This window comes from Paenibacillus sp. FSL H7-0357, from assembly GCF_000758525.1.
In the GTDB taxonomy this organism is placed as follows: Bacteria; Bacillota; Bacilli; order Paenibacillales; family Paenibacillaceae; genus Paenibacillus_AQ.
In genome coordinates this window covers 7,409,342-7,426,751 of sequence record NZ_CP009241.1, presented here as the reverse complement: position 1 = coordinate 7,426,751, position 17,410 = coordinate 7,409,342, and the positions used below count along the sequence as shown (strand labels likewise).

The following is a 17,410-nucleotide window of genomic DNA, read 5'->3' as shown; positions in this document are numbered from 1 at the left end:
GTTCTCTAGTAGATTCTAGTATAAACGATGCTATTGGCGGCGGCGACTGGAAAAGTCCGATGTTCCGCTCTGCGTGTGAGAAATATGGCGATGTGATATAACCCACAAAGGCTCCCGTCAAAACCCCTTATCATTAAGGATATAAAATATAAATTTCGACAAAACTGGGGGGATTTCATGAAATATTCAATCGGGGAGTTCGCATCCATTCTGGGGATAACGGCTGATACGCTGCGGCTGTATGAGAAGCATGATATTGTCAGACCAATGAAGGATCATCATAACAACTACCGTTATTTTGATGATTTGGATGCCCGGAATCTGTTGTCCAGCCGGTGGTACCGCAGTATGCAGATTCCGCTTCAGGATGTCGCCGAGCTGATTAATGATGCGCCTTCGGAGCAGGTAGTGGAGTCGATCGCCGCCGCGCAGCTGCAATTGGAAGCGGAAATCAGGCGCAGCACGATGCTGCTGAACAAGATCAATGAGATCCATAAGGAGCTGAAGGTGATCAGCCATTCTTTCTATAAGTGCCGGATCAAGCAGCTGCCGGGAATATACAGAATCCAACAGACGAACAAAAATCATTTGCTGCAGAAGGATTGCCTGAAAAGAACGGTCCAAGCCTGGATGGAGCTGTTGCCCTTTACGTTCTATTCCTTCCGGATTGAAAATACGGAAAGTATCTACGGGAGCGCGGAGCTGGATTATAGCTGGGGTTTGGCTTTGCTTGAGGAGGATCAGGAGAAGCTTGAGGTGGGCCTGAATGAAAGTGTTGAATATCTTCAGCCGGCGACCTGCATATCTTCGGTGATTGCTACCTCTTGTGAAGAGTACATCGAGCGGAGTGCTTTTCAATTCATGCTGGATTATGCCGAAGAGCACCGCTATGCCATCACGGGTGATATTATCGGAAAAATTCTGTTCACGGAACGAAGGAGCGGAACGAATAAAACCTATCTGGAGATTAATATTCCTATCTAAACCTGCCTATTGGATGACAACCTGACTTGCTTCAAAAAGCAGAGGGTTGCCCGTTCTATCCCCCACTTTGAGAAAAGTTTCACATATAATTCATTGACCTTGGTGCCGCACCAAGGTTTACACTCTGGACATACGCATGGGCCGTCCGAGAAGAGAGAAATAAGGACGGCCACTAAACTATACTGGGGGCAAATAAGCAATGCGAAAGTTATCCATCACCAAAATGTTCATGTTATCGCTGTGCCTGGTTATGATCCTGTCGATCATCGGAGGCTGCAGCGGCAATTCGAGTGAACCGGCCGCTTCGGAGCAGCCGTCTGCATCGCCTGAAGCGACGCAGCCAACAGCCGATTCGGGTGAAATCCCGGCTTCTTTCAAAGCGGGAACCTACAAGGCGGAAGCTGATGGCAAAGACGGCAAGGTTCAGGTGGAAGTTACACTGGACGCAGCCCAGAAGATTACGGACATTCAGGTCGTAAGCCAGAATGAGACGGCAGGCATCGGCGTTGAAGCTATCAATAAAGTGAAGGAAGAAATCATAGCCGGCCAAACCTTGGCCATCGATGCAGTGAGCGGAGCTTCCGAATCCAGCACAGCGATCCTGACTGCTGTTGAAGATGCGCTGAAGCAGGCAGGCGGCAATGTGGAAGCCTTCAAATCCAGAACTGTGGCCAAAGCCGGCGAAGGCAAAACAGAACAGCTGGCCGCCGATGTTGTCGTTGTAGGCGCGGGAGCCTCTGGCGTGTCTGCGGCGGTATCCGCAGCGGATAAAGGCGCAAAGGTCATTATTATCGAGAAGACGGCAACGATCGGCGGAGCGAGCAATTTATCCTGGGCGGGTAAATTCTACAATTCATCGGCTGCCGTCAGCAGCGGGCTTAAGATCAGTGTGGAGAAAGAAATCTCCGACTGGATCGTCAATAACCATTGGCGTGTGGACGCGGCGGCGATCCGCCAGTATGTGACGAAGTCCGGGGATACCTATGATTGGCTGAATCAAAAAGGCTACAAAACCACCTTTATCAATTTCGCAGGTGAACAGCTGCATATGCTTCCGGCCTACGAGACCCGCCAGGACCTGCTCCGGGCGATGCTGGCAGAATCGGTGGAGAAAAAAGGCGGACAGGTCATCACAGAAACTACAGCCAAGAAGCTGATTACAGGCAGTAATGGAGAAGTGACCGGTGTAGTAGCCGAGAAGGCAGACGGTACAACGCTGGAGATTACCGGCAAAAGCATCGTGATGGCCACCGGCGGTTATGCCGCCAACAAGGAAATGGTTAAGGAAGCCTTCGGGTTTGAGGGCGTAAACGGCGGACTTGGCCAGAATATCGGCGAAGGCCTGGAAATGTCCTGGGCTGCCGGGGCCAAGGTTCCTGATAACTTCGGCGGACAAATGCTGCACCAGACGCTGGCCAGAGCAACAGAGAAGCTGAAGACACAATATGAGCCGTTTGAGGCCAGCTACCCGCTGATGCTCTCCTACCTGCCGAACTTCATGAATGTAGGTTCGTCCGGGGCGAGATTCAGAGACGAAGCGGCTACGCTTACTGCAGTAGCAGCTGCTAATACTAGTGCATTTAACGGTGCCTATCATTATGTGATTGTCTCCAAGTCACAGATCGACGCTTTGAAGGCTAAAGGGATGAACGGTGTACAAGCACCTAGTCTGCCGGGAATGCCGCCGGAATTCTATGCAACATTTGCGAAGCAGTTCACGCTGGAGAACCCTTGGAAGGATGCGGACAAAGTCTTTGACTCCATGGTAGAGAATGGAGATGGCTATAAAGGCAGCACCATTGAAGAGTTGGCTAAAAATGCCGGAATGGACGCGGCTGTATTCGCAGAGGCCTTCAGCAAATACCAGGAAGCGACCAAGACAGGCGTGGATACTGAATTCGGCAAAGCGAAGGACTATCTGCTTCCTATGGGAGAAAGCGGCCCGTACTATGCGATTATTGCCGAGATCAACAACTTGGGCTCTGTCGGCGGATTGCTCGTCAATACCCAGTTCCAGGTGTTGAACGACAAACGTGTGCCTGTTAAAGGTCTGTACGCTGTCGGACTGGAGTCGGAAGGCGTGTTGTTCAACGATACCTATGTGGGTAACGGTGTCGGCATCGGCTATTCATTCACTTCCGGCCGTCTTGGCGGGGAAGATGCTGCCAGTAGCGCCTTGGAGAAATGAGTTTCCCCAATATTTTTCTGAATGAACCATTTCGGCTAACTGCCGGGGTGGTTTTTTTTTGCGGATTCAGCGCAGTTATGACGGCACTGTTGGTTATTCTTTTAGATTTCACCGGGAGCTTGCACGGTTTAATAACTCTTTCTTATGCGCCGATAAATAGGGTATAGTGCATTGTTTATGCAGGAAGGAGGAATGCTGGATGAACATTTCAATATCCAGAGTTCAGCGAAGCTCAATAAAAAGACCGCCGCAGTCCAAGATCAGGGATACCGCAGCAGCGCCCTCCCTTGGCTTCTCTGAAACCTTGGCTTCAGTTACGGCTATGACTGAGGAACAGGCGCAGAAGATTAGGGATATTTACGACTTTACAGTCAGTATCGAAACCATCCCGGCAGATGATAAGGACATTACCAAGCGAGGTACAAGCGGCAGCCTGCAGGAAGTGGTGGTGGCACCGAACATTCTGCATCTAATGAGCAAGGACCCTTCCATAAAGAAGAAGGTTTACGGTTATATTGATAGCTATATCCATGAAGATTTGAAGAGTCTGGCCCAGATGGAAGAGCTGCATGGGGTCACGGTGACAGGGCACAGTCTGATTATACACAAAGATGGTACATATACGGTTTGGTCTGCATCAGTAGCTTCTCCCGGGGAAGTGGAGAAAGGCAGACGAATCGAGGCAGATAAGCTGAAGGAAAAAGCGGAGCAGGCACATATTGCTGCAGTAGCGCGGAATGAAAGCGAATTGGTCATGCCGGAGGGTTGCGGGAAGCAGCCTGTTACCCAGCCAGGGGAGCCAGCGCTTCCTGCAGCCATCAGAGCTTTGTCCTCCAGGGATTTGCTAAAGCTAAGTTTGCTGATCAGAAACAGCAAGTCAGACAAGAGGCAGTAGAACAATAGCCCAACCCTCCGCATAGCATATAGCACCATCTTGCTTGAGGAGGAAAGGGGGCGCCAAAGATGATGAGCATTCAGTTATCTGCGGTTCACTGGGTGTATCTGGTCTTTATTGTGTTTATTATGACGCTGCTGATCAGGCGGCGCGATACAACGATGATTTGTGTGACCGGGATTTTTGCCCTGGGGCTGCTTGCAACAAGTACGCTCAGCGGTTCAGTGTCAGGAATCTTCAATTCGTTTGTCTATGCGACCAAAGAGCTGATGAGCACAATTATGATCATCTCCATTATTGTGGCCATGAGCCGGATCCTGATGGTTACAGGCATTAATGAAACGATGGTGGCTCCGCTTACCCGGTTCCTGCGCACGCCGGCTATGGCCTACTGGGGGATCGGGCTGATTATGATGGTTACCTCGCTCTTCTTCTGGCCTTCACCTGCGGTGGCGCTGGTCGGGGCGGTACTGCTCCCGGTGGCTGTCCGGGTGGGTCTGCCTGCGCTTGGCGCAGCGATGGCGATGAATCTGTTCGGCCACGGGATTGCCTTATCCGGTGATTATATAATTCAGGGGGCACCGAAACTGACCGCAGATGCCGCAGGCCTTCCGGTGTCCAGTGTTATGGAGGCGAGCCTACCGCTTGTTATAGTGATGGGACTGGTCACTACGGTCACGGCGTTCTGGATGATGCGCAGAGATCAGAGAAATGGAACCTGGAGAGACGGGCTGGTGTCGGTCAAAGGTTCTTCAGGTCCGTTGTCAGCAGGAGCGGAGGATACAGCTCCGGTATTGATGAGCCCCGGTCTGAAAAAAGGGCTGGCTATCGCCATCCCCCTGCTGTTCCTGCTCGATGTAGTCGCGATGTTTATCCTTGACCTGCAGGGTGGAGATGCTACGGCCCTGGTTGGCGGAACCGCCGTGCTGATCCTGATTACGATCACTTTGCTGGCCCATCATAACCAGGGGCTGGAGAAAATCACCTCTTACCTGATCGAGGGATTTGTCTTTGGTTTTAAAGTATTTGGCCCGGTCATCCCCATCGCGGCCTTCTTTTATCTCGGTGATTCGGCCTTCACCGAGCTGTTTGGGAACACGCTGCCCGGCGGCTCGCACGGCATCGTGAACGATCTTGGCGTCGCCCTTGCAGATCACGTTCCGCTGAATGGCGCGGTAGGAGCCGTAACATTAACGGTGATCGGCGCGATCACCGGCCTTGACGGCTCCGGCTTTTCCGGCATCTCGCTGGTCGGCCCGATTGCCCAGATGTTTGCCGCCGCGATCCATTCCGGCGCGGCGACCTTGACCGCCCTTGGACAGGTGGCCGCCATCTGGGTCGGCGGCGGCACACTGATTCCGTGGGCGCTCATCCCGGCAGCCGCCATCTGCGGCGTCAGCCCGTTCGAGCTGGCCCGGCGGAACCTGAAGCCGGTGCTGCTGGGCCTCTCGGCGACGACGATTGTCGCCATGTTCCTGATGTAGATATTGTGCATAAGAAAACCTCCCCTTATCCATGCTAAAGAGGATCGGAAAGCGTGACAGAAGGGGGAGTATTCAACTTATGAGGCACTATGAATCCAGTTTGCGGACGAACAGCACGGTGGACCAGGCGCAAGATTCTGTGACCAAGCTGCATAACTCAGTAACGCAGGCTTTAAGCCATCCGAATGAACAGACTCTTGCCCAAGCCGAGAATAGTCTGGAGCATGCCGAGAATGCAGTCCAGCATGCCCCGGAGGGCTCGGTGGGCGGCCATGGCGTTGATCTAACCGAAGAAAGACTAAAGGATGAGAAGGAAAGGTTAGCCGCTCTGGAAGTGCAGCAGAGCCAGATTAAGGATTAGAGCCCAGCTCAATGATGGTGTTTCCCAGGCAGTATGTGCAGCCGCAGGCATTTCCGGTGAGTCTCCGGAAATGCCTGTTTGGCATGATCCGGGAACGAATAGTAGGATGCGGGCAATCAAGAGCCGCTAATTCGGTTATAAAGTTAAGAGACGGTCTGTCACACTCAGACTTGCTCGGTCCTATGCGAAACCGACAGCTCTCGTGGAGCGTAGAACTTCCAAAGTGAATAATTTTGAATTAAGGCGTAACTATACCCAATGCATAAACCAGTGAAGAAACGCTCACAAAACTAAGCGTATGCTTTCGAAGCAAGTTTTGTACGAAGTAAACTCAGTGAAGAAATGCTCACAAAACTTTTAGGAGGTTACCCTATGCCGGAAACTGCTGAAGGCTTGCCGCGCTTTGAAACGGCTGCGGAGCTGCAGGCCGCGCTTGCCGTAATTGTGAAATGGGAAAAAGAGCAGAACAAGCTGATGATTTGGGACCGGATCACCCGCTTGCCGTTCAAGCTATTGGACAAAATCACACCAAAGGTGATACACGAGAAGCTGGGCAAGCTGCTGGATGAACTGGGCAGTTATATCCAGAACGGGGGTAACTATCTGGTGGCTGGACGTAAGGTGGGCTCGCTCCTGGAGTCGTCCAGCCGTGCTGCCGGGGGAAGCGAGAAGGGACCGTTTCCGCTCGCTGTTATGGATGAAGCCGCGCTGAAGCTGAGTCAGAGCAGCCGGAATGTAGCAACGGCGCAAGGGGCTACAACCGGGTTCGGGGGTTTCTTCACGCTTGCTGCCGATATTCCCGCTATCTTGGGCCTGTCGCTGAAGGTCATTCAGGAAATCGGTCTATGCTATGGCTATAATCCAACGGACAAGGCGGAACGGATTTTTACGGTGAAGGTGATGCAGTTCGCGTCTTCGGATATTGTGGGGAAACGGACGATTTTGCAGGAGCTGAATCTGCAGGCCGGAGGCAACGGCGATATCACTGCCGGAACGAATGCTGCCGTCTCCAAGATCCAGGGCTGGAAGGAGGTTATTACGGTATACCGCGATAACTGGGGCTGGAAAAAGATGCTGCAGGCCGTTCCCGTCGCCGGGATGTTTTTTGGCGCATATCTTAACCGGAAGGCGCTGGAGGATGTGGCTGAGGCCGCGCGGATGCTGTACCGCAAGCGTAGAATTATCGCCAGGCTGGCTGAAATGGAATAGATCAATGGCTATAGATATTTTTTGAATAGCTGAGTCGAGATAACGCTAAAAAGGCAATAAATGCAGCCGCTGCAGGCTGTGCTTATTGCCTTTTATATTCTTCACTAAAGGTTCGTCTCCGTTTTAATTAAACGACAGCCCTTTGCCGCCTACGGGCTTGAGCTTTGTGGACTCCACACCGGCAATCAGCGGCATGGCGCGCTGGATAGCCGCTTTGGTAGCTTCCAGGCTGAGCGAGGCCGCATGTGCCTCCGGATTGCTCCATACCTCGGTAACCCAGAGAATATCCGGTTCGGTCTCCGAGAAATTGATGATGTAAAGCTCACACTCCTCGACAGTCTCAGCAGCAGCCGCGCTTTCCAGCAAGATTTTTGCCAAAGCATCGCGTTTGCCGGGTTGTGCAGTAAATTTAGCGTACATCCCATATTTGCTCATATGTATCACTCCAGATTCCTATTTTAAAAGAAGCGGTTAACTTTCAGAATTCCCTAGATCCTCTATTTTTTTTATAATTGCCGCTGCATCCGAGGTGAATAAAATATAAATAATGGACTGTGTTTTAATGACAACCCTGTCCGTTGTGCCGTAAGGAGTACCGATTCGAATGGCATTTTTTTCAGAACCGCCATAAGTATCGTCCTGTGTAACCTCCACAATCTCTGAAAGAGGTATTTCAAACTTTGACAGCTGCCACTTGATCACGAGGTTTTCATCCGATTGTGTAACATTAATTCCTAACATATTGCTTGCTCCCCTCTCCTGAAATCTACATAATGCCAACTGAAGGTTCCATACTATAATATACAAAATTAGGTTCTTTTTCAGTTTATATTTTTATGAGCTGGCTGGTCTCCCGCATATAAGCATTCAAAGGATCGCCTGAGTCTCCTTGTCCACAGCCTGTCCGATTCTTGCTTATTCCCGCAGGAGTTACTATGATTATGCTATTAACTTCAGGGACACAGGAATACAAATTCATCCCGCTTTGAGAAAAATATCACGAACATCCGGCAGAACCGGATCAAGCAAGGGAGTGGACGGTATGGGGAATAATGACTGCGGAGTTTTGCGCGAAGACTTAATAGATCAGGCCGAATCGTTCATCCGGTTATGCTACGGGGAGCTGGAGAAATCCGAGCCTGAGATCTTTGAACGGATGTCGGCCATACGTGAAGAAGTGCTGCAAAGCGGTACCTATAGGCATACCGAAGAAGAGCTGACACATGGAGCAAGGATGGCGTGGCGGCATAACAGCCGCTGCATCGGGCGTCTGTTCTGGCATTCGCTCGAGGTGATTGATGCACGCGGGAAGGAAACCGCAGAGGAGGTAGCCGAAGCGCTGCTGGCCCACATGGAGCGGGCCAATAACGGAGGACGCATCCGTCCGGTGATGACTGTGTTCCGCAGCGGTGAAGATCCTGCGAAAGTGATCCGTATCTGGAATCATCAACTGATCCGTTATGCCGGGTATCCCGGGAATGCAGAAGATCCGCGCGCTGGCGACCCAGCGTCCGATGCTTTTACCTCGCTCTGCCGGAAGCTTGGCTGGCAAGGGACCGGCGGGGACTTCGATTTGCTGCCGCTCGTAATCAGTATCGGCGATGAACAGCCGTGCCTTTTCCCTATTCCTAAGGGAATCGTGCAGGAGGTACCGCTAACCCATCCGGAAATCGAACGTTTCCCGGAGCTTGGGCTGCGCTGGTATTCGGTGCCGATCGTTTCGGACATGCAGCTGGAAATTGGCGGGATCCGGTATACAGCTGCTCCTTTTAACGGCTGGTATATGGAAACGGAGATCGGCTCCCGCAATCTTGGTGATACCGTTCGCTATAACCGGCTGCCGGCTGTAGCGGATCTGCTTGGACTGGACCGTTCGACCAATACGTCACTGTGGAAGGATAGGGCGCTGTTGGAGCTTAACCGTGCCGTATTGCATTCCTACAAGCTGGCCGGAGTAAGCATAGTGGATCATCATACCGCTGCCGATCAGTTCGTCCGCTTTCAGGAGCAGGAAAAGCAGCGGGGGCGGGAAGTATCCGGCAAATGGCATTGGCTGATCCCGCCGATGTCACCCTCGGCTACGCCAATCTGGAATGACAACAAGCTGAAAGAGCTTAACCTCAGTCCGCGCCTGGTCTACCAAAGTTCTGCTTATACAGGGTGGCTGGAGGAGGCGGATGGTATACAAAAAGGTGTGCTGGAAGATGTGCAGGAGGGCGCGCTGGAGGGTACGCGAGAAGGTGCGCAGGGAGTGGCGCTGGAGGGTACGCGAGAAGGTATGCAGGAGGGTACGCAGGAGGGCGCGCAAGAAGGTACCCGAGGAGGTACGTATGAGGGGGCACTGAAAGGTGCGCGAGAAGGTGCTCAGGAAGGTAGGCGAGATGGCGCGGGGCATACCAGTTCTGCCGCTGCGGCGGGCTTGGACATCATGGAGCATCAGCGCGAAGAAACTCCTGCTGAACCTGGACATGCAGCTGCGGAGATAGCTTGCCCTTTTCACCACCAGCAATAGTTCCACCGGGCTTTCAGCTTCCCGTTTACTTTAACTGCATCTCATACACCTAAAAACCAGCATTTTGGAGCAGTATAGGAGATAGCTGTATTCTGTACAATTATTTAGGCGTGATTTGGGCAAAACGTTGCTTTCGCCAATTTTAGTTGTAAGAAATGCATCTATCTCTAAAAAAGCTCTATTGTACCCCTGGATAGTTGCAGTAAATACATTTATTTTGAAGGGGGCACCATAAGCTGATTCAGCGTTCATTCGCAAGCGTGGTATCGGACAGAATGCTCAGGGGAAATCCCAAGCGTAACTATAATTCGAAGAAGACTTGCGGACTATTTCCTAAACGGCACTCTGGCTGCAAGTGATACGGACATTTCCATCCAGTCCTTCATCTCTGCTGAGGATGACAGCCACACGAATTGTAAAGGTGGAACAGTCGGCTAGGCGTTTAAAATACAGGCTTGATTATTTAAGAATTGGAGTATATACTTCTAACCAAGAAAGTGATTGATCAATAACCAACTATTGAGGCGTGAATTACTTTATCTACTTCATCAGAAAAGGAGGCATATGGCCATCATGAACAAACAATCCAGTACGGTCCGGTCTAAGACAGCTGAAGCGACCTCCGTTAACCGGCGGGAGCAGATTTTGGAGGCGGCGGTTGTGGTTTTTGCCGAACTTGGTTATTACCGGGCGACCACTGCACAGGTGGCGGAGAGAGTGGGTATCTCCCAGCCGTATATTTTCAAGCTGTTCAAGAACAAGGAGGAACTGTTTGTAGCCGCACTGGACCGTGCCTTTGAGCGGATTATCCGCACCTTTAAGAGTGTTGAGGCTCCTGCAGATCAGCTGCTTGAGGAAACAATCCGGGTATATGAGCAATTGATGGAGACCCATCCTAATGAGATTCTTCTGCAAGTGCAGGCATTGGGCATCCGCGATGAAATGATCCTCCATGCGATGCAGAAGGGAATGCTTGAGGTCACCAGTCTGGTTATGGGAAAATTTGTGGCTGCCGGAATGGAGCATCCGGAGGTTGAGGTCAGCACCTTTATGGCCAACGGCATGCTTTGCAATATCGCAATGGCGCTGGGAATGCCGGAATTAAAGCCAAAGCATCTGTAAGCACCAGCGAGTACTAGGGGGAGTTTGGCTAGTGAGCAGGATCTAAGGGCGGAGTCCCTTAGATATTAATGATTTTTAGTTAGTGATTAGCCAATAACAAAAGCGCCCTGTTAGTAACTAAAGTACTAAGGAGCAACGGTATCTTGAGCCGCTCATCAACTGGTTAAATAGTCAATCGCCAAGCAATAGTCTCCAACGGTATGCCGTATGGCAATATGGTTAAGTACCCGAATCGCCGTAACGCCAATTTGATAGCCTACTGCTAATCCGAATCGCCGTAACGCCAATCTAATACTATCGCTAATCCGAATCGCCGTAACGCCGATCTCATAGCCTATCGCTAATCCGAATCGCCGTAACGCCGATCTCATAGCCTATCGCTAATCCGAATCGCCGTAACGCCGATCTCATAGCCTATGGCTAATCCGAATCGCCGTAACGCCGATCTCATAGCCTATTGCTAAAGCCGATTCGCCGTAACGCCGATCTCATAGCCTATGGCTAATCCGAATCGCCGTAACGCCGATCTCATAGCCTATCGCTAATCCGAATCGCCGTAACGCCGATCTCATAGCCTATCGTTAAAGCCGATTCGCTATATCGCTAATCCATATCACACTAAAGCCAATCCGGTTGCCTGATGGTTAATCCCTATCGCTTACCGGACACCAGAGCTCTTATTTCGGAGGAATTGCCTGTTTGCAGCAGTGATCGGACCTCAGTGCAGCTATTGTTCACAATCGCACTCAATTTGTTGATTTTCACACTCAATAAGTGCACCTGGGTCCGAATGGAAGTCAAATAGACTCCGATCAGCAAGATAACGTCTCTCCAGTCCGTGACAGTCAGAAATCAGGAAATGTTTAGTTAGTGATTAATCACTACTGTATTTGGCGAAGCCAAGAGCCAAGAGCCAAGAGCCAAGAGCCAAGAGCCAAGAGCTAGGGGCCCAAACCCAAACCCAAACCCAAACCCAAACCCAAACCCAAACCCAAACCCAAACCCAAACCCAAACCCAAACCCACTAATCAGGAGGTAATTAAAATGTTAAACAAAGCTGTCGTGTTAGGTGCAACCGGAGGAACAGGAATGGTCATTATTGCCGAGCTGCTGAAAAGAGGGGTGGAAACGGTCGCCTTTGGGCGATCCCTGCCAAAGCTGGAGCAGCTTGCTGCGAAGCTGGGGAATCCAACAGGACTCCGCTTGAAGACCGGCGACGTATTTAAGGCGGGCGATGTACAGGAGGCCGGGCAGGGGGGGGATGTTATTTTCCACTGTGCTTCGGTGCCTTATCACGAGATGAGCACCAAGCTGCTGCCGATGGGGGAAGCGGTCTTGGAGGCGGCAAGCAAGCTAGGGACCCGAGTTGTTGCGGTGGACGGCATTTATCCGTACGGCAAAAGACGGAATGAGCAGCCGATCAGTGAGGATTATCCGAAGAATCCGCATACCAAAAAGGGAAAAGTCAAGCTTGAATTTGAGCGGATGTTCTTCAGCCCGCGCTGGAATCGGGCCAAAAGAATGATCGTCCGCTTGCCCGATTATTACGGTCCTACCGCCAATGAGGCATCGTATCTGGGCTCTACGCTGGAGGCGATTGCCGCCGGGAAACCGGCGATGTTCATCGGAAATATGAGCGTTCCGCGTGAATACGTCTACCTCCCGGATGCCGCAGTGATGATGGTGGAGCTGGCGGGCAGGGAGGAAGCGTACGGGCAGAATTGGAACATTCCAGGTGCGGGCATCATCTCGGGTAAAGAGATCGTCCGGATAGCCCAGGCGGCTAGCGGATCATCAAAACCGGTTATACCCGTCGGTGCCGCCGGCTTGTCGCTGCTGGGACTGTTCATCCCGGTCATGAAGGAGATTGTCGAGATGCTCTATTTAACGAAGGAGCCCCTTATTTTAAGCGGCAGCAAATATGAACGTACCGTCGGGCCGATTCCGGCTACACCGTTTGAACAGGGAATTACGGAAACGATCCGCGTGCTTAAGGCCCGGCAGGATAAATCTTTGTGAACACGCTTATAAAATACATCAAAGCCGCAGAAGATAGAAATAGTCAGGCCACTTGATCTGTGATACTATTTATTTCTATATACAAGAGGGAAGTGAGCACGAATGATCAGCATTACCATCCCGGCACCGGATGTTACGATTACCAAGCAGGAGAATCCTGTGCTGAGTCATATTTACGGTTTTACGGATTTCCACCTGATTACGCGTGAAGCCGGCGGCATCTTTATGTTCTATAACGACAACGACGAGCTGTTGTTTGTAGGCAAGGCCAGAAAGCTGAGACCCAGAATCAAAAAGCATTTTGAAGATAACGTATCCGTAATGAAGCCCCATCGCGACGAAGTCACCAAGATCGAGGTATGCCTCGTTGAGGATCCGGTCGACAGAGAGATTTACGAAACTTACATTGTGAACAAGCTGAAGGCCAAGTACAATGTGGAGAAAGTCCTGTATAAATAGCGAATGTAGGGCAAAAGGCGTGGTCCAATGGGGCTGCGTTTTTTTGTGCGAAAAGTTCGGCAACCGTGGAAATCCGGCCTATTGGCGTGGATAATCCCTTCTGTGGCAGTAAATTGGGTCTTTAGATGTATTTAGGAAAGTTAGATATTAAGGCTCACTTACATCCAGGACAAATCATCTATAATAAACTCGTATATGCTCGACATTTTTTGACATTTATAATGAGGTGATATATAGATGGCTGCTCCTTTTTTTAAGAAAAGAGACGCGGTGGACAAGACGCCGAAGCCGGGCATGGTTCAAAAGGTACAATTGGCGGAAAGTCCTCCTGAAGATTCGGAAAGCTATGAAAAGAGTGACAGCCAGAACAGCCTGATTTCGACAGGCAAAGCACAGCTGGACAAGAAATCACTGGATTTAATTTTTGCGGTTGAACAGATGATTCAGGACCGGACGCATGCCGAGACGAATAACCGTGAGCTTCAGGACCGGCTTGCGCATTCCAGCGGACATGTGGAGCGGTTGAACAAGGATCTCAAGAACCTCAACAAGGTGATTGAAGACCGGGAGAAGAACATTATGGAGCTGGAGCAGAAGCTGGTAGAGCGTAATCTGAAGGTGGATCAGGTGCTGGAGGATTACCGCGAGCTTCATATCACTTTTTCTGCAGAGATGGACGAACTCAAGAGCACCATTGATCTGGAGCAGCAGAAATACGTTAACCTTGTGCAGAAGCACAATGAGGTCCATGCGGAGAAGCTCAAGAAAATGAATGAGCTGGAAGAAAAGATCGGACGCCTGGAGACGGAAAATGGCCATCTTCGACAGAAATACGAAACGGTCCGGCAGGAGAAAGCCTACCTCTCCAGCATGATCAGCGATTTCACCAACCGGATGACAGCACCTTTTGGCGGCAGTAGCCTGCCTGCAGAGCGCAGTGATGAGAATGGGGATACATAATATTTATGCCAGTTGAGGAAAAAAGCGCCGCTCTGATGATAGAGTTGCTGTCGCTTGAGCACGGGCAGGACGGTTATCGGATGGAGGTAGGTCTAACCCGCAGCGGTGCCTTTACCAGACATATGGTCCACATAGATGAACTTACATATTTGCAAATGAACGCACTCCCCCCTTTTGAAGGACAGCGGATTCGGCTGTCACTGTATGCGAAGTGGGATCCCTTCCGCCAGACACATTTCAGCTCGCTTATCAAAATGAACCAGACCTTCAGCGAAACGCTGTATTTCGCCTGCTCCGAAGAATATATCTCCTTACTTCATCGTTTGAAGCAGCCGGAATGGGCGGGTGCTGAACAGGTAAAGGACAAGGAGAAGGAAGAGGCAGCAGTGATTCCTTCCCCGGCGGTAGCGGCAGTACCGAAACCGGTTAAGCGCAGCAGTTCCAGGGCTGGGGCCCGGTCGATTGCCCTGCGGGGACTTGTGTTGAGCCTTCTGCTGATCGTATTCTTGCTGCGTATGGACGATGGACTGTTCTCGGACAGTGCCGAAGCGAAGGTGGAAGTCACCCAGTCTGAGGCTGGTGCTCATAGTTCCGAGCGAGATGATACCTTGTCCGCTCCTTATGCCCCTGTGGTGCGGCTGACTTCACTTGAGAGCAGTATAGCCGAGGCAGCTACGGTACCAGTAGTGGATGAGAAAGAAGTGCAGAAGCTGCTGTACGAGGAGATTGAGCTTGGCGGAGACAGCTATGAATACGCCTTGCCCAAGGGATATGTGGCGCTCTCCTTCGATGATGGCCCCTCGAAGTATACCAAGGAGATCGTGGATATTCTGCAGGCGGAAGGCATTGCGGCCAATTTTTTATTTATTGGACAGAATGTGCTCCACTACCCTGAGGCAGTAATCTATGCGGATGCGCAGGGCATGGCGGTCGGCAATCATTCGTGGGATCACAGCGTCATGACCAGGAACAGCGGTGAAGAGAACCGGAACAATCTAAGTCAAGTTAACCACGCACTGGCACAGCTCATCAAGTCTCCGGTAACGGTCTTCCGTCCTCCGTATGGAGCGGTAAATGAAGAGCTGGCGGCTGAAGTCGGCAGACAGCATATGAAGGTGCTGCTCTGGAACCGTGACCCTGAGGATTGGAAGGCCGACAGCCCGGAGGAGATTCTTCATTATTTCCGCGCAACCGATCCGTCGGGCGGCATCTATCTTTTGCATGAAAAAAACATAACCGTAAAGATCCTCCCTGAAATCATCCAATATCTTAAGAGCAAAGGCTTGAAATTCGCCATCTTTAAATAATTTGCAGGGTTTGAGCGTATCCATCGTACATGGATACGCTTTTTAAATGCCCTACAACTAACTTAATATGTTGTTAGAAGAAGTGAAGAGACTCGCTGTTCTAGTCTCCGGAAAATTACCGGAGGGCAACGACCGGCAAGGCTGTCTGGATATAATGTGCATAGCCGGCTGCATACTACTCCAGCTGTGTATCGGTAACTTCACGGATACGGGGCTGCAGGCAGGGATTTCCCTTGTTTTAATATACGAAATTTGAGACAATAAGTAGATGTTGTTGGAAGAGTCCTGTCAAGGTAGAATAGATTGAACTTTAAAGTTTTGAAAAGAGGATATGAAATGAATAAAGAATCCATTTATGGATTAACATTGGATCAACTGGCGTCATGGCTATCGGAGCGCGGCCATAAAAAGTCCCGTGCAGCCCGGGTCTGGGACTGGATTTACCGCAAGCGGATTACGGATTTCACGGAGATGTCCGATCTGAATAAGGATTGTGTGCAGCTGCTGTCCGAGCATTATGTATTTCAAACGATGGATGAGCATGTGAAGCAGGAATCGGCTGACGGTACGATCAAGTTCCTGTTCCGTCTAAAGGACGGCAATCTGATCGAAACGGTACTGATGCGGCAGAAATACGGCTTGTCCGTCTGCGTCACCACTCAGGTCGGCTGCAATATCGGCTGCAGCTTCTGTGCGAGCGGACTGCTGGCGAAGAGCCGTGATCTGTCCAGCGGCGAGATTGTGGAGCAGATTATGAAGGTGCAGCAGCATCTCGATCATGCCGGACTGGGACAGAGGGTCAGCCATGTAGTAGTGATGGGGATCGGCGAGCCGTTCGATAACTTTGAACATCTGCTGAATTTCCTGACGGTCATCAAGGACCACAAAGGGCTGGCGATTGCCGGCAAGGGCATTACCGTCTCGACAAGCGGTCTGGCCGACAAGATCAGAGAATTTGCCGATGCCAATATGCAGGTCAACCTGGCGATTTCTTTACATGCGCCGAATAATGAGCTGCGGACACGGATTATGAAGATCAACCGTGCGATTCCTATAGAGAAATTAATGCCGGCGATTGATTATTATCTGGAGAAGACGAACCGGAGAATTACGCTGGAGTACATTCTGCTGAAGGACATCAATGACCGCGAGGAGCATGCGCTGGAGCTGGCAGAACTGATCGGCGACCGGCGTCAGCTGGCCAACGTCAACCTGATCCCATACAACCCGGTGGATGAACACAGTCAGTACCAGCGGAGCGAGCGGGAGTCGGTACGGGCCTTTTTTGACACGCTGAAGAAGCAGGGAGTCAGCGTCAGCACCCGGCTGGAGCATGGCACGGATATTGATGCCGCCTGTGGCCAGCTGCGCAGCAAGCAGATTAAGAAGACCAAAGATAGCAGCGCGGATAAGAACGGGGTAGTTGCCGGATAAGGCTGGAGACCATTTCAGCGGTTTGCGGACGGCCTGGTTAGCAGGACGTAATCCCTTCCATCACCTGCTAAGGATTTTTGTGATACAATAGCTTGGCAGTGATTAGGAAAGAAGGTATGCGTTGTGCTGACATTTACAAGCTACACCGTGGAAAATTTAAGAGACCCATTCGGTATTTTAAGCGGCAAGCGATATGAGTTCATGATTAACCTGGATGTGCCGGAAGAAGATGAACTGTACGAAGAGAACGGGGTATCGGCCCGCGTGATTTTCAAAGTTGAGGAAGAGAAGAGCGCCATCGTCAGTTACGATCTGCTGGAAACGACGACAGGCCGCGTTTTGGATTTCGATATGGAAGAGGACGAGGAAGCAGCACTGGCCTTGTTCTGTACAGAACATCTGCCGGAGTAAGGAAGTATGCACGAGAACCCCGGTGGCTATGTGAGGCAGTAAGACGGGTTCTGCATAGGAAAGGG

Annotated in this window: 17 protein-coding genes; 14 read left to right on the top strand and 3 right to left on the bottom strand. The window is 51.1% G+C overall.

What is annotated here, in order from left to right; genetic code table 11:
- The first annotated feature begins 177 nt into the window (after positions 1 to 177).
- From H70357_RS32775 to H70357_RS32750, 6 genes are all read left to right on the top strand, one after another.
- On the top strand, positions 178 to 984 hold the full coding sequence (locus H70357_RS32775) for a MerR family transcriptional regulator (protein WP_038597894.1): 807 nt from the start codon (positions 178 to 180) through the stop codon (positions 982 to 984).
- A 199-nt stretch (positions 985 to 1,183) separates the two neighbouring features.
- Entirely contained in the window at positions 1,184 to 3,172 is a 1,989-nt protein-coding gene (locus H70357_RS32770; protein WP_038597892.1) for an FAD-binding protein, read from the top strand.
- A 199-nt stretch (positions 3,173 to 3,371) separates the two neighbouring features.
- Positions 3,372 to 4,067, top strand: a complete 696-nt coding sequence (locus H70357_RS32765) for a DUF6033 family protein (protein ID WP_038597890.1) — start codon at positions 3,372 to 3,374, stop codon at positions 4,065 to 4,067.
- A 71-nt stretch (positions 4,068 to 4,138) separates the two neighbouring features.
- Positions 4,139 to 5,551, top strand: a complete 1,413-nt coding sequence (locus H70357_RS32760; protein ID WP_038601125.1) for a hypothetical protein — start codon at positions 4,139 to 4,141, stop codon at positions 5,549 to 5,551.
- Between the two features lie 79 nt (positions 5,552 to 5,630).
- Entirely contained in the window at positions 5,631 to 5,912 is a 282-nt protein-coding gene (locus tag H70357_RS32755) for a hypothetical protein (protein ID WP_038597888.1), read from the top strand.
- 372 nt (positions 5,913 to 6,284) lie between these two features.
- Positions 6,285 to 7,121 carry an EcsC family protein gene (locus tag H70357_RS32750; RefSeq protein WP_038597886.1) on the top strand — a complete coding sequence of 279 codons (837 nt, stop codon included), beginning with the start codon at positions 6,285 to 6,287 and terminating at the stop codon, positions 7,119 to 7,121.
- Positions 7,122 to 7,244: 123 nt separating this feature from the next.
- Here the strand turns inward: H70357_RS32750 and H70357_RS32745 are convergent, their stop codons facing one another.
- Together H70357_RS32745 and H70357_RS32740 are read right to left on the bottom strand one after the other, a co-directional pair.
- The gene (locus H70357_RS32745) at positions 7,245 to 7,556 is read right to left on the bottom strand and encodes a putative quinol monooxygenase (RefSeq protein ID WP_038597884.1); all 312 of its coding nucleotides are present in this window, start codon (positions 7,554 to 7,556) and stop codon (positions 7,245 to 7,247) included.
- Between the two features lie 36 nt (positions 7,557 to 7,592).
- Complete coding sequence (locus H70357_RS32740) at positions 7,593 to 7,862, bottom strand: SunI/YnzG family protein (RefSeq protein ID WP_038597883.1); 270 nt, start codon at positions 7,860 to 7,862, stop codon at positions 7,593 to 7,595.
- Positions 7,863 to 8,163: 301 nt separating this feature from the next.
- On the opposite strand from H70357_RS32740, the gene H70357_RS32735 reads away from it, so the two are divergent.
- Positions 8,164 to 9,633, top strand: coding sequence for a nitric oxide synthase oxygenase (locus tag H70357_RS32735; protein ID WP_081966046.1), 1,470 nt, complete (start codon positions 8,164 to 8,166; stop codon positions 9,631 to 9,633).
- A gap of 573 nt (positions 9,634 to 10,206) precedes the next feature.
- Positions 10,207 to 10,755 carry a TetR/AcrR family transcriptional regulator gene (locus H70357_RS32730; protein WP_038601120.1) on the top strand — a complete coding sequence of 183 codons (549 nt, stop codon included), beginning with the start codon at positions 10,207 to 10,209 and terminating at the stop codon, positions 10,753 to 10,755.
- A 155-nt stretch (positions 10,756 to 10,910) separates the two neighbouring features.
- Here H70357_RS32730 and H70357_RS36160 read toward each other — a convergent pair whose 3' ends face one another.
- Positions 10,911 to 11,126 (bottom strand): hypothetical protein, encoded by a 216-nt coding sequence (locus H70357_RS36160; protein ID WP_156130974.1) that lies wholly within the window; start codon positions 11,124 to 11,126, stop codon positions 10,911 to 10,913.
- Positions 11,127 to 11,799: 673 nt separating this feature from the next.
- Here H70357_RS36160 and H70357_RS32725 point away from each other — a divergent pair.
- The 6 genes from H70357_RS32725 to H70357_RS32700 all read left to right on the top strand — a co-directional run bounded on the left by H70357_RS32725 (position 11,800) and on the right by H70357_RS32700 (position 17,345).
- Positions 11,800 to 12,774, top strand: coding sequence for an NAD-dependent epimerase/dehydratase family protein (locus H70357_RS32725; protein WP_038597881.1), 975 nt, complete (start codon positions 11,800 to 11,802; stop codon positions 12,772 to 12,774).
- Between the two features lie 102 nt (positions 12,775 to 12,876).
- Positions 12,877 to 13,233 carry a nucleotide excision repair endonuclease gene (locus tag H70357_RS32720; protein ID WP_038597878.1) on the top strand — a complete coding sequence of 119 codons (357 nt, stop codon included), beginning with the start codon at positions 12,877 to 12,879 and terminating at the stop codon, positions 13,231 to 13,233.
- Between the two features lie 237 nt (positions 13,234 to 13,470).
- Positions 13,471 to 14,193 carry a hypothetical protein gene (locus H70357_RS32715; RefSeq protein WP_038597876.1) on the top strand — a complete coding sequence of 241 codons (723 nt, stop codon included), beginning with the start codon at positions 13,471 to 13,473 and terminating at the stop codon, positions 14,191 to 14,193.
- Positions 14,194 to 14,198: 5 nt separating this feature from the next.
- Positions 14,199 to 15,500 (top strand): polysaccharide deacetylase family protein, encoded by a 1,302-nt coding sequence (locus tag H70357_RS32710; RefSeq protein WP_038597874.1) that lies wholly within the window; start codon positions 14,199 to 14,201, stop codon positions 15,498 to 15,500.
- Between the two features lie 336 nt (positions 15,501 to 15,836).
- On the top strand, positions 15,837 to 16,934 hold the full coding sequence (gene rlmN, locus H70357_RS32705) for a dual-specificity RNA methyltransferase RlmN (RefSeq protein WP_038597872.1): 1,098 nt from the start codon (positions 15,837 to 15,839) through the stop codon (positions 16,932 to 16,934).
- Between the two features lie 123 nt (positions 16,935 to 17,057).
- The gene (locus H70357_RS32700; RefSeq protein ID WP_038597869.1) at positions 17,058 to 17,345 is read left to right on the top strand and encodes a DUF6509 family protein; all 288 of its coding nucleotides are present in this window, start codon (positions 17,058 to 17,060) and stop codon (positions 17,343 to 17,345) included.
- Positions 17,346 to 17,410: the final 65 nt, after the last annotated feature.